An 11,329-nucleotide genomic window follows, 5' to 3' on the forward strand; every position below is an offset into this window, starting at 1 on the left:
TGAATCAGGATCACCAGTTCAAATATGACTGGCGAGTCGCCTATAACCTCCAAGAAACACCTTGCCCCGCCCGCGCTTGATCTACGGGCCTTCCAGGCAAACAGCCCGTCACAACAACACCCGTCGGCCAGCCGTCATCGGATCGACATGGGCCCTCCTTTTCCAGGCGTATGCCTACCTGTCACAAAGCTCGTGCAGAGTGATCTGCGCGCCCTACCCGCTTGCCAGGAGTCTTACGACATGAGGCCAGAAATCGCTGTGTTGGATATACAGGGTCAGTATCGGGTTTACACGGAGTTCTATCGCGCGGACGTTGCTGCAAAGACCATCATCCTGGTCAACGGCTCCATGGCCACCACGGCATCCTTCGCCCAAACCGTGAAAAGCCTGTACCCGCAGTTCAATGTGGTTTTGTACGACCAGCCCTACGCCGGTCGCTCCAAAATCCATAACCGCCATGAGCAGATGCTGACGAAGGAAGTCGAAGGCCAGATCCTGCTGGAGCTCATCGACCACTTTGCCGCTGTACATGTGCTGTCGTTTTCCTGGGGCGGTGCCGCCACCCTGGTCGCCCTCGCCCACCGGCCACGTCGCGTGGAAAAAGCCGTGATCAGCTCGTTCTCCCCAGTGATCAACGCGCCCATGCGCGACTACCTGGAACGCGGCGTCGACTACCTCGGCAACCTCGACCGCGATCGCGTCGGCCACCTGGTCAACAGCACCATCGGCAAACACCTGCCGTCACTGTTCAAGCGCTTCAACTACAAGCACGTGAGCAGCCTGGCCGAGCACGAGTATGGGCAGATGCACTTCCACATCAGCCATGTGCTCAACAGTGACCGCCTGTGCTACCTCAAGGCGGCCAGACAGATTGACATCCCGGTGTTGTTTTTGAACGGTGAATGGGACGAATACACCAGCGCCCAGGATGCCAAGCTGTTTGGCCAGCATGTGGCAAAAAGCAGCTTCAGCACGATCCAGGCCACGGGGCATTTCCTGGACATGGAGCACAAGGCCGCCTGTCGGGACAGCCGGGATGCGGTGGTGGGCTTCTTGAAACCGGAGCGCCAGGTCAGCCGATTGCGTTATCAGACCGGCCCGGCACAACATGCCTTTGCACTCTGAAACACGCCCCCTTGCAAGAGCGGGCTTGCCCGCGAAGAACGTCAACGATAACGCTCGTCTCCTGAGAGAACGTGGCGCTCTTGAGTCTTTCGCGAGCAAGCTCACTCCTGCAACGGGTTCGCTTGTCGATGTGTGAGACATCTGTAACCCACACATTTTTTTGAAGAAAAACTTCAAATCCCGGCGAACTTCTGGTACAAAGTCAGCCGCTCTGAGCGGGTATAGTTTAATGGTAGAACAGTAGCTTCCCAAGCTTCCGACGAGGGTTCGATTCCCTCTACCCGCTCCACTCAGACTCTCGTTCCGCGTCAGGTTGTCTCTGACGAGGGATGCAAAAAACCGGTCCTTTGGTGGCCGGTTTTTTTATGCGTTGAATTTGATGGGAGGGTGGCAACTGCACGCAGGCGAGTGAACCGGGTAGCTTTCGGGATACCGGCACACTTTATGCGTTGCGTGCAGTTGCCATCGAGCATGTAGCGGCTGAAAAACCATAAATAGCCTTCCCATGGTGTACAACCCAACGCGTTCCGATGAGCGTGTAGGCAACTTCGCAAGATCAGACTTCAGCGGTCAACGCGTAGATGCACATTGTGTTTTTCGGCTTTCCTCCCCCGTGGTATGGGCGGCCTGGAGTCTGTACAAGGCGTTGGCTCCTGGACCAACGCCGCCCGAGCTGGACATACCGCCAGACACTCAATCGCTTGAGTGAATTCCCCGCTGCACCACCCACGCCAACGGCAACGTCACCCCCAACATACCGGCCAGCAGCATCACCGCCACCGTCACGCCCAGCGCATCCCCCACCCCGCCGAACACCATCGGCGCCAATGCCCCGCCACCAATCGTGCCGGTGTAGAACACGGCGAACGCCTGTTCGCGTTTCTCTGCTGGTGCCAGATCGGGCACCGCACCGTACAACACCGAAGACGTGCCGTTGAGCACCAGCCCCAGCACCGGCAACATCACCATCAACCCGCTCAACGGCAGGTACACCGCCGCCACGATCAGCAGTGCCGTGCTGCCCTCCGTCAACCACACCGTCTTCATCATGCCGATGCGTGCGCCCAGGTAGCCGCAGAATAATTTGCCGAACGCACCGCCGATAAACAGCAGGGTCAGGGCCAGGCCAATACCGGCGGTGCCGGCCCCCTTGGCCTGCAGCAGAAACGGCAGGAAGGTGAGAAAACCCATGCGCACGGCGCTGTCGAGGGTGCCGGTGAGGATCAGTGCGCGTAGACCGGTGACGGAGCCTGTTCCGGTGAAGGGTTTGGCTTTTTTGGTCGAGGACGCTTCGGATGTTTGCGCAGGAATAAGCCACCACAGCAACCCCGCCGCCGCCAACCCCAGCAACCCCAGCAACGTGGCACTGGCGCGCCAACTGATCAGCGTGAGCAACAGGCCGACCAGACCGGGGATCAGGGTTTTGCCGATGTCGCCGGAGAAGTTGTACTGGGACAACGCCTGCTTGATTCCGCCACCGTCTTCGTAGGCATCGCTGATCATCGAAGACGCCAGCGGGTGTTGGCTACTGGCCCCCAGCCCACCGAGCAGCAGCGCCAGCAATAGCATCACCAGCCCGGTGGCCTGGCTCACCAACAGGTAAGCCGTGCCGGCGAGCGCGGTTCCGCCGACCAGCATCGGCACTCGACCCCAGCGTTTTGCGGCGCGGCTGGCCATGAGCTGGAACACCGCCATTATCCCGGAATAGGCACCGCGTAACAGCCCGACCTGGGCGTAGGACAAGGCGAACTGTGTTTGCCAGATCGGCAGCAGCACGTAGATGACATCGGTCAGGCCATCATGCACGGCGTGGGCGCTGCAGCCGGCGATCAGCGTGCGACGGCGGGGTGGGATGGCATTCATGGCGTCGGGATCAGTTGAGGTTTGGCGGGCCTCCAGCCGGTCAGGGCGATCAGCAAGGTCAACACCTGGAAGGTGATAATCAGCGCCACACACCCGGCCCAGCCCCAGCGTTCCCAGATCAATGCCGGGACAATGGCGCCGCAACTGCCGCCCAGGTAGTAACACGTGAGGTACACCCCCACAGCGCCTGCCTTATTGTCACGGGCCGTTGCCGTGGTGAACGCGTTGGCTGCCGACTGCGCGAGGAATACGCCGGTAGAACTGAGGGCCAGGCCCACCACGATGCACCACAAGGAAGGCACCAGCGTCAGCGCCGAGCCGCTGATGCCCAGCAGCGCAGCCACACTCAGCAGTTCGGCGTGGGGCCGGGATTTGCTGAGGCGCCCGGCGATGGGGATCACGATCAGCGCCAGCAAAAACACCATATACAGCGTGCCCAATGCAGCAGGCCCCAGGCTGAAGGGCGGTAATCCAAGGTACAAACCTGCGTAGGTAAACGCTGCGACCTGTGAGAACAACACACAAAATCCTACGGCGTAGGCAGCCAGCAAAGGCTTGCTAAAAACCGCCGAGAACGAGGGTTGAACCTTCTCTGATCGCGCACGACTCATCGGCAACAGAAACTGGATAAACCCACCCACCATCAGACTCAGCACCGCCAGCCATTCAAAGGCTTCGCGCCAGCCGACATATTCAGTCACGACGCCTGTGATGAAACGCCCGGCGAACCCACCCAGCACGGTCCCTGCCACATACAGGCTGGTGACTTCCGTCAGCGTACCGCCACGCCAGCGGTCGCCGATATACGCCACGCTGGTGGCGAATACCACCGGGATCAACACCCCCGCCACACACCGCCACACCAACACATCGGCAAAGCTGTCGGCCCAGGCGGTCATCAGTGACGGCAGCGCCAACAGCAAAGCCGCTGCGCTGATCACCGTGCGTGGTTCGAAGCGCCCGGTCAGGCGGCTGACCAACGGCGCAGTGATCGCCACGGCCAGCGTCGTCACGGTGATGCTCCACCCCGCCGCCTTGGCGCTGATGTGAAACTGCGTAGCAAATGTCTGGAGAATGCTCTGTGTGGCATACAGGTTGAGGAACGCCGCGCAGCCACACAGGAACAGGGCAAGACGGGCACAATGCAGGCGCGGTTTCATGAAACCTCTCGTTTTATTTTGTGAGGTCTTTATAGAATGGCCGGCAGGTCTTGAACCAATACCGATTTCGGACCGATCGATACCCAAGGACCAGGATGCTCGACCTACGCAAGCTGCGTTACTTTCTGACCGTCGCCGAAGAATTGCACTTCGGCCGCGCAGCCATTCGTCTGCACCTGGCGCAACCGCCGCTGACGCGACAGATCTCGGCGCTGGAAACCGAGCTGGGCTTCAAGCTGTTCGACCGCACCAGCCGCACGGTCACCCTCACCGCGCAAGGCCGCTCATTCCTGCCCTATGCACGCGGCGTACTGGAGCAGGTGGAATTGGCACAGGTGATCGCCGGCAAACTCGCGGCAGGTACGGCCGGGCAACTGGCGTTAGGCTATGTCAGCTCGATCGCACTGTCGGACCTGTTCAGCCAGGCGATCCAGGCGTTTGCCCAACGCTTTCCCGATGTGCAATTGACCCTGGTGGAATGCGCCTCGGGCAGCCTGGGTGCGCAGGTGGCAGATGGGCGGCTGGATATCGGCCTGAGTCGCCTGTTGCCCCAAGGCGAAGCGGTGCAAGCGCTGTCCCTGGGTGAAGAACGCCTGGTGGCCGCTGTGTCCAGCGACAGCCCGCTGGCCAGCCTTTCTAACGTCAGCCTGGCGCAGCTCTGTGCCTACCCGTTGATTCTGTTTCCAGCGGATTATGGCTCGGGGCTCAACCAGTCCATCGAACAGCTTTACCGGCACCACGGCCAGCCGTTACGCCCAGGCCCGACCGGGCGGCAGATCACCTCGATCATTGCGCTGGTGGCCGCCGGACAAGGCGTGGCGTTGGTGCCGGCGTGTACGCAGAGCCTGATGAATAAAGGCGTGACGTACAGGCCGTTGGTGGAAGCGGATGCGTGTGCGCAGCTGTTGGTACTGACCCGAACAGAATCAAAAAGTGTACTGGTTGATGCGTTTCTCGCAGTCATTGCACAGACGCTAAAGGTCCGGTAACGCCGCTGCAAAACCTCGCAATACCTCCTTGCGGCGCCATTCCGCCGCGCTCATACACTCTCTTGACCACCTGCCAAAACGCCGGTCATCGACCACTGGTAGGTAGAGTGTTGATAATTTCATTTCAGTGGTTATAGTCACCACCATCACACACCACAAGGAGGTGTTGTGGATAGCCGATATTTGATAGGTCACATCGTTGCGGACGGTTGGTATCTGGTACGCATCAGAGGCAGCCATCACCACTTCAAGCACCCGACAAAACCGGGGCTGGTGACGATTCCCCATCCAAAGAAGGACCTGTTGGACAAGACCGCCAAGAGCATTTTGAAACAGGCTCTGCTGAGTTAACCGTCCGTGGAGGACAACAGACATGCTTTACCCGATTGCAATTTCAACCGGCGACGACGACCACGCCTGGGGCGTGGAAGTCCCGGATATTCCCGGCTGCTACTCCGCCGGCGATGACCTGGACGACGCCATGGCCATGGCCCGCGAAGCCATTGAAGGACACTTCGAGATCTTGGCGGAAGACGGTGCACCGATTCCCAGCGCGCAAAAGGTCACCTTGCACGCCGCCAACCCTCAATATGCAGGTTGCACCTGGGCGGTGGTGGACATTGATGTCACCAAGTACCTGGGCAAGGCGCAGAAGCTGAACATCACGCTGCCCGGTTATCTGCTGAACCGCATCGATGAATATGTGCTGCACCACCCGGAAGAAAAAAGCCGTTCCGGCTTTCTGGCTTCAGCGGCACTTAAAGTGTTACAGCAGGACCACTGAACAAACCGAATTCAATCGCAAGAAACGTAGTTTCCAGTTGGGCGGCGTGGTCTAGATTCAACGCTACCCCGCCTACCCAGGAGCCCGCTCATGTCCTACGAATACAAGCTCATGCCTTCGCCTGTCGGCGTACTCACCCTCGTGGCGCGTGCTGGCAAACTCAGCGCCATCCTCTGGGCAGAAGAACGCGCCAACCGCGTGCGCCTGGGTGAACTGCACGAGGCCAATGACAGCCCGGTGTTGCTGGAGACCGAACGCCAGTTGCACGAGTACTTTGCCGGCAACCGTAACCAGTTCGAACTTGAGCTGGACTTTACCGGCACCGATTTTCAGAAGCAGGTCTGGCAGGCGCTGCTCACCATTCCCTTTGGCGAAACCCGCAGCTACAGCCAAATTGCCCAGCAGATCGGTAACCCTAAAGCCGTTCGCGCAGTGGGCGCGGCCAATGGACGTAACCCGATTTCGATCATTGCGCCGTGCCATCGGGTCATTGGCGCGTCGGGCGGCTTGACCGGGTTTGCCGGAGGGTTGAAAGCCAAGCAATATTTGCTCGCGCTTGAAGGTACTGGCCAGGTCGAATTGGCGTTTTAAGAAGCGTCGGTCAAATGTAAAAAGAAATTTCAAAGATTCCCTGCGGTCCATAACTTCATCACCCTTCCAAGGAAAACGGTCATGAAATTCTCCGCAGTCTCCCAATCCCTGTCCCGCTGGGCCGGCAGCCCGCGCACGTTCTACGCGGCAGTGGCGCTGATCCTGGCGTGGAGCTTGAGCGGGCCGTATTTCCACTACAACGACACCTGGCAACTGATCATCAATACCTCGACCACCATCATCACCTTCTTGATGGTGTTCCTGATCCAGAACACGCAGAACCGCGATAACGACATCCTGCATATCAAGATCGACGAGCTACTGCGTGTGTCCAAGGATGCACAGAATGCGGTACTTAGCCTGGATGGGCTGGATCGCAAGGAACTGGAAAAACTGCGCCAGGAATATCGCAGCATCGGCAACGCCGGCACGGTAAGCCTGAACAGCAGTTGTGGTCATGCCGCCGACGATGCGGCAGCGACCAAGACCGATTTGAACCAGGCATGAAAAAACGGCGGTTGGAGAAGATCCAGCCGCCGTTTTTTCAGTTCAGGAGACAGGCTCAACCGTCGCCTTGATGACCTTTGCCATAGGTCGACGCCAATTCACGGGCTTTTTGCAGACGCTCCTCCAGCTTGGGCAGCGTCTCATCGACCAGGGCTTTGATTTCCGGCACATCCGACGCCGCACCTTCCTGCTTGAACAGGGCGATGGCGTCTTCGTTTTCCTTCACTTGCTGCGCAGTGTAGGCCGCATCGAAGGAGTCGCCGTCCTTGAGTTCGGGCATCAGGGTTTCGGCTTTATCGACAATCTTTTCGCGCGGTGCCACGGGCAGGTCGAGCTTCTTGGCGATGGCCGCCAGGTGCTGGTTGGCCAGGGTGCGCTCGTTGATCACCTCGATGGTGTAGTCCTTGATTTCCTGGGACGAGGTCTTGGCGTGGGCCATGCGGCTGGTTTCGATATCGGCCATGCCTTTGGCCGAAGCCTGCTCGATGAATTCAGCAGGCGACTGGGCGAAAGCATTGCTGGCGCCGAGGCCCAGCAGCATCGCGAAACTGGCGGTGCGTAACCGGATAGCCATGCGGCTCATGATGGGTTCCTCCAGGGCAAAAATAGGGGCGGGGAATACACCCCGCCCTCATTTCGAATTTTGAGGGCGGTAAAGGTTTAGAAAAAACTTGTCAGTGCGACGAACGGTCATCACCGAATCAGGCGGGCTTGCCACCGTTGCAGTGTTCGCCCTCAATGGGCCGATCAGCCTTTATCGAGGGTGCGCAACTTCTGCGGCAGCCCCCACAGCAACAGCGCCGCCGCCAACAGCGCGCACACACCGATCACGTAAAGCGCCGGGGTGGTGCTGCCGGTGAGGTCCTTGATCCGCCCCACCATCACCGGGCTGACAATGCCGCCGAACTGCCCGAGGGTATTGATCACCGCAATGCCTCCCGCCGCGCCTGCACCGGCGCCGGCCAGCAACTTGGGTGGCAGGGTCCAGAAGGTCGGGATCGAGGCGATGATACCCGCGCCCAACATGCCCAGGGCGATGATCAGGAAGGTGGTGTGGTCGGCAAAAATCCCGGCACTGAAAAAGCCTATCGCCCCCAGCACCACCAGGCCGCAGACAAACTTGCGCCGCTCGCCGGTGGCATCCGACAGCCGCCCGATTACCACCATGCTGATGGCGCCGCACACATAAGGAATCGCCGTGAGCAGGCCGATCATCACCGGGCTCTGGGTGCCGGCGCTGCGGATCAATTGCGGCGCCCAGAAGTTGAGGCCGTAGGACGCCACCTGAATCAGGAAGTAGATAAAACCGAGCATCAGGAACCCGGGGATGCGGATCGCCGACAGCAGCGAACCGCCGTGCTGGTTCGGCTCATGCTTGGCGATACGGCTTGCCAGCAACGTCTTCTCTGCCGCCGTCAGCCAATGGGCGTCTTCGATGCGATCCTTGAGCAACGTCAGCACCAGCAAACCCAGGCCAATGCAAGGCAAGCCGCCGAGCAGGAACAGCCAGTGCCAGCCGCGCATTTGCAACACGCCGTCGAGGTGTTCCAGCACCAGGCCGGAGAACGGTGCACCGACCAGACCGGCAAACGCCGAGGCCAGGAACAACATCGACGTGATACGCCCACGGAAGTGCTGCGGGAACCATAAGGTCAGGTAATACAGCACGCCCGGCGCAAAACCCGCCTCCATCGCGCCGATGATGAAGCGCAGCCCATAGAACTGCCACTCCGCCGTGACAAACACCATGGCCGCCGTCGCCAGCCCCCACGACATCATGATCCGCGCAATCCAGCGCCGGGCGCCGACCTTGTACAGCATCATGTTGCTCGGCACTTCGAAGATCACATAACCCACCACGAATAGCCCGGCCCCCAGGCCATAGGCGGTGTCGCTCAGGCTCAGGTCGGCTTGCAGCTGGAACTTGGCGAAGCTGATGTTGATCCGGTCAAAAAACGCGAACAGGTAGCACACCATGATCAGCGGCATCAGGCGCCAGGCGACCTTGCTGACCAGGGCTTTTTCGGCATTGATTTCTGCGGCCGGGCGCGCGCCGGCCTGCAACGTATGAGTGCTCATGGTTTCTCTCCAGCGGGCTGCTCAGCGGCGCCCGATTGTTTTTGTTGTCTGGTACGGCGTTACAGCGTGGCGATGTAGGCCGGCGGCGCATGCAGGTCGCCGTTGCGCCCGGCCTTGGCGACCTGGCCGGGCAGGTCGTGGCCCAGCAGGGCCGGCAAGCGGCGGGACATGTGCAGCAGGTGCGGCAGATCGATCCCGGTGTGAATCCCGACTTCGTCGCACAGGTTCACCAGGTCTTCGGTGCAGATATTGCCCGACGCCCCCGGCGCAAACGGGCAGCCGCCCAAGCCGCCGAGCGCCGCGTCAAAGCGACGGGCACCGGCCTCATAAGCGGCCAGCACATTGCACAAACCCAGACCGCGAGTGTTGTGGAAATGCAGGGTCAGGTCACGGGCGGATACGCGCTGCAACACGCGCTTGACCAGGCGTTCGACCTGACGCGGATTGGCCATGCCCGTGGTGTCGGCCAGGCTGATGCCCTGGATGCCCAATTGGAGATAAGCGTCAACGATGCGCAGCACGCGGTCTTCATCGATCCTGCCCTCGAACGGGCAACCGAAGGTGGTGGCGATGCTGCCGTTGAGCCTTACCGGATGGTCGGCGGCAAAGCGCGTGATATCGCCAAACGCCGCCAACGACGCTTCACAACGCATACGCATATTGGCCAGGTTGTGGGTCTGGCTGGCGGACATCACCAGGTTCAATTCATCGGCACGGGACTCGATGGCGCGCTGCGCGCCCTTGAGGTTGGGGATCAGCGCCACGTAGATCACACCCGGTTTACGGTCGATGCCCTGGAACACCTGCTCGCCATCACGCAACGCAGGGATGGCCTTGGGCGACACGAATGAACCGGCTTCGATCCGTGAGAAACCGGCGAGGGAAAGCTGATCGATCAAGGCGATCTTGTCCGCTGTTTCGACCCAGGTCGGCTCGATTTGCAGGCCATCGCGCGGGGAGACTTCCTGCACGATCAGCGGGTCGCAATAGTCTGAAATCATTGCACCACTCCCGAGGTTTTCAGGCGTTGGATATCGGCACCGGCCAGGCCCAGGCTGCCAAGAATTTCGTCGGTGTGCTGGCCCAGGGTCGGGCCTTGCCAGTTCACGCCGCCGGGGGTTTCCGACAGTTTGGGTACGATGCCCGGCATCTTCACCGATACACCGCCGGGCAGCTCGGCATTGAGCAACATCTCACGCGCCTGGTAATGCGGGTCGCTGACGATATCCGCCACGGAGTAGATGCGTCCGGCCGGCACTTCGGCGGCTTCCAGGGCGCTGAGCACCTGCTCGATGGGCAGGTTGCTGGTCCAGTGGGTAATCGCGGCGTCGAGCAAACCGCTCTTGGCGGCGCGGCCATCGTTGTGGGCGAACTCGGGCGCTTCGGCCAGGTCGGCGCGGCCGATGGTGTGCATCAGGCGCTTGTAGATCGGGTCGCTGTTGCCGGCGATCACCACGTAGGCCCCGTCGGCGGTCAGGTAGGTGTTGGACGGCGCAATGCCCGGCAAGGCGCCGCCGCTGCGTTCACGCACATGGCCGAGCATGTCGTATTCCGGCACCAGGCTTTCCATCAGGTTGAACACGCTTTCGGCCAGGGACACATCGACAATCTGCCCATCGCCCTGGCCGGTCTTGACCCGCAGCAGCGACATCAGTGCGCCGATCACACCGTGCAGTGAAGCCAACGAATCCCCCAGGCTCACGCCGACCCGCGCCGGTGGCGAGTCCGGGTTGCCGGTGGTGTAGCGGATGCCGCCCATGGCTTCGCCGATCGCGCCGAAACCCGGACGGTCGCGATACGGGCCGGTCTGGCCATAGCCGGAGATACGCACCAGGGTCAGCTTCGGGTTGAGAGCGTGCAGCACGTCCCAGCCGAGGCCGAGCTTTTCCAGGCCGCCGGGGCGCAGGTTTTCGATGAGCACGTCGGCGTCGCCGAGCAATTGCTTGATCAGGTCCAGGCCTTCCGGGGACTTGAGGTCCAGCGCCAGGGACTTCTTGTTGCGCGATTGCAGGTACCACCACAGCGACGTGTCTTCGTACAGCTTTCGCCATTTGCGAAGTGGGTCGCCCTGGCCCATGGCTTCGATCTTGATCACCTCGGCGCCAAACTCGGCCATCAGCCGGGCGGCGAACGGCGCGGCAATCAGGGTGCCGATCTCGATCACCTTGATACCGCTCAGGGGAGCCGTCATCGGGTGTACCTCTTATTCTTGGAATGTGCGGCCAAGACTA

12 protein-coding genes and 1 tRNA gene are annotated in these 11,329 nt (G+C 60.7%); 7 read left to right on the forward strand and 6 right to left on the reverse strand.

Annotated elements, in window-relative coordinates:
- Positions 1-240 precede the first annotated feature (240 nt).
- Together BMX59_RS00075 and BMX59_RS00080 are read left to right on the forward strand one after the other, a co-directional pair.
- Positions 241-1,125 (forward strand): alpha/beta fold hydrolase, encoded by an 885-nt coding sequence (locus BMX59_RS00075; protein ID WP_093119185.1) that lies wholly within the window; start codon positions 241-243, stop codon positions 1,123-1,125.
- Positions 1,126-1,340: 215 nt separating this feature from the next.
- A tRNA-Gly gene (locus BMX59_RS00080) sits at positions 1,341-1,414 on the forward strand.
- A 404-nt stretch (positions 1,415-1,818) separates the two neighbouring features.
- On the opposite strand, the gene BMX59_RS00085 is transcribed toward BMX59_RS00080, so the two are convergent.
- Complete coding sequence (locus BMX59_RS00085) at positions 1,819-2,988, reverse strand: MFS transporter (protein WP_093119187.1); 1,170 nt, start codon at positions 2,986-2,988, stop codon at positions 1,819-1,821.
- Entirely contained in the window at positions 2,985-4,148 is a 1,164-nt protein-coding gene (locus BMX59_RS00090) for an MFS transporter (RefSeq protein WP_093119189.1), read from the reverse strand. The genes BMX59_RS00085 and BMX59_RS00090 overlap by 4 nt, the downstream gene beginning before the upstream one ends.
- Positions 4,149-4,243: 95 nt before the next feature.
- Here BMX59_RS00090 and BMX59_RS00095 point away from each other — a divergent pair, with 95 nt between their 5' ends.
- The 5 genes from BMX59_RS00095 to BMX59_RS00115 all read left to right on the forward strand — a co-directional run bounded on the left by BMX59_RS00095 (position 4,244) and on the right by BMX59_RS00115 (position 7,019).
- On the forward strand, positions 4,244-5,137 hold the full coding sequence (locus BMX59_RS00095; RefSeq protein ID WP_093119191.1) for a LysR family transcriptional regulator: 894 nt from the start codon (positions 4,244-4,246) through the stop codon (positions 5,135-5,137).
- Between the two features lie 168 nt (positions 5,138-5,305).
- Positions 5,306-5,488, forward strand: a complete 183-nt coding sequence (locus BMX59_RS00100; RefSeq protein ID WP_003189411.1) for a type II toxin-antitoxin system HicA family toxin — start codon at positions 5,306-5,308, stop codon at positions 5,486-5,488.
- Positions 5,489-5,510: 22 nt separating this feature from the next.
- Entirely contained in the window at positions 5,511-5,921 is a 411-nt protein-coding gene (locus BMX59_RS00105; RefSeq protein ID WP_071488915.1) for a type II toxin-antitoxin system HicB family antitoxin, read from the forward strand.
- Positions 5,922-6,011: 90 nt separating this feature from the next.
- Positions 6,012-6,512 (forward strand): methylated-DNA--[protein]-cysteine S-methyltransferase, encoded by a 501-nt coding sequence (locus BMX59_RS00110; RefSeq protein ID WP_092241352.1) that lies wholly within the window; start codon positions 6,012-6,014, stop codon positions 6,510-6,512.
- A gap of 81 nt (positions 6,513-6,593) precedes the next feature.
- Positions 6,594-7,019: a low affinity iron permease family protein gene (locus BMX59_RS00115; protein WP_092241350.1), complete on the forward strand. Its 426-nt coding sequence runs from the start codon at positions 6,594-6,596 to the stop codon at positions 7,017-7,019.
- Between the two features lie 55 nt (positions 7,020-7,074).
- Here BMX59_RS00115 and BMX59_RS00120 read toward each other — a convergent pair whose 3' ends face one another.
- The 4 genes from BMX59_RS00120 to BMX59_RS00135 all read right to left on the reverse strand — a co-directional run bounded on the left by BMX59_RS00120 (position 7,075) and on the right by BMX59_RS00135 (position 11,289).
- Entirely contained in the window at positions 7,075-7,602 is a 528-nt protein-coding gene (locus BMX59_RS00120; protein WP_071488912.1) for a DUF4142 domain-containing protein, read from the reverse strand.
- 164 nt (positions 7,603-7,766) lie between these two features.
- Positions 7,767-9,098: an MFS transporter gene (locus BMX59_RS00125; RefSeq protein ID WP_093119195.1), complete on the reverse strand. Its 1,332-nt coding sequence runs from the start codon at positions 9,096-9,098 to the stop codon at positions 7,767-7,769.
- A gap of 59 nt (positions 9,099-9,157) precedes the next feature.
- Positions 9,158-10,099 carry a hydroxymethylglutaryl-CoA lyase gene (locus tag BMX59_RS00130; RefSeq protein ID WP_093119197.1) on the reverse strand — a complete coding sequence of 314 codons (942 nt, stop codon included), beginning with the start codon at positions 10,097-10,099 and terminating at the stop codon, positions 9,158-9,160.
- Positions 10,096-11,289 carry a CaiB/BaiF CoA transferase family protein gene (locus BMX59_RS00135; RefSeq protein ID WP_093119199.1) on the reverse strand — a complete coding sequence of 398 codons (1,194 nt, stop codon included), beginning with the start codon at positions 11,287-11,289 and terminating at the stop codon, positions 10,096-10,098. The genes BMX59_RS00130 and BMX59_RS00135 overlap by 4 nt, the downstream gene beginning before the upstream one ends.
- Between the last annotated feature and the right edge of the window lie 40 nt (positions 11,290-11,329).

Source organism: Pseudomonas sp. NFR09 (assembly GCF_900111535.1).
Classification (GTDB): domain Bacteria; phylum Pseudomonadota; class Gammaproteobacteria; order Pseudomonadales; family Pseudomonadaceae; genus Aquipseudomonas; species Aquipseudomonas extremorientalis.

What these genes read in the sequence shown, in the direction of transcription:
- BMX59_RS00075 (WP_093119185.1), top strand. Translation starts at nt 241, where the DNA reads ATGAGGCCAGAAATCGCTGTGTTGGATATACAGGGTCAGTATCGGGTT.
- BMX59_RS00085 (WP_093119187.1), bottom strand. Translation starts at nt 2,988, where the DNA reads ATGAATGCCATCCCACCCCGCCGTCGCACGCTGATCGCCGGCTGCAGC.
- BMX59_RS00090 (WP_093119189.1), bottom strand. Translation starts at nt 4,148, where the DNA reads ATGAAACCGCGCCTGCATTGTGCCCGTCTTGCCCTGTTCCTGTGTGGC.
- BMX59_RS00095 (WP_093119191.1), top strand. Translation starts at nt 4,244, where the DNA reads ATGCTCGACCTACGCAAGCTGCGTTACTTTCTGACCGTCGCCGAAGAA.
- BMX59_RS00105 (WP_071488915.1), top strand. Translation starts at nt 5,511, where the DNA reads ATGCTTTACCCGATTGCAATTTCAACCGGCGACGACGACCACGCCTGG.
- BMX59_RS00110 (WP_092241352.1), top strand. Translation starts at nt 6,012, where the DNA reads ATGTCCTACGAATACAAGCTCATGCCTTCGCCTGTCGGCGTACTCACC.
- BMX59_RS00115 (WP_092241350.1), top strand. Translation starts at nt 6,594, where the DNA reads ATGAAATTCTCCGCAGTCTCCCAATCCCTGTCCCGCTGGGCCGGCAGC.
- BMX59_RS00120 (WP_071488912.1), bottom strand. Translation starts at nt 7,602, where the DNA reads ATGAGCCGCATGGCTATCCGGTTACGCACCGCCAGTTTCGCGATGCTG.
- BMX59_RS00125 (WP_093119195.1), bottom strand. Translation starts at nt 9,098, where the DNA reads ATGAGCACTCATACGTTGCAGGCCGGCGCGCGCCCGGCCGCAGAAATC.
- BMX59_RS00130 (WP_093119197.1), bottom strand. Translation starts at nt 10,099, where the DNA reads ATGATTTCAGACTATTGCGACCCGCTGATCGTGCAGGAAGTCTCCCCG.
- BMX59_RS00135 (WP_093119199.1), bottom strand. Translation starts at nt 11,289, where the DNA reads ATGACGGCTCCCCTGAGCGGTATCAAGGTGATCGAGATCGGCACCCTG.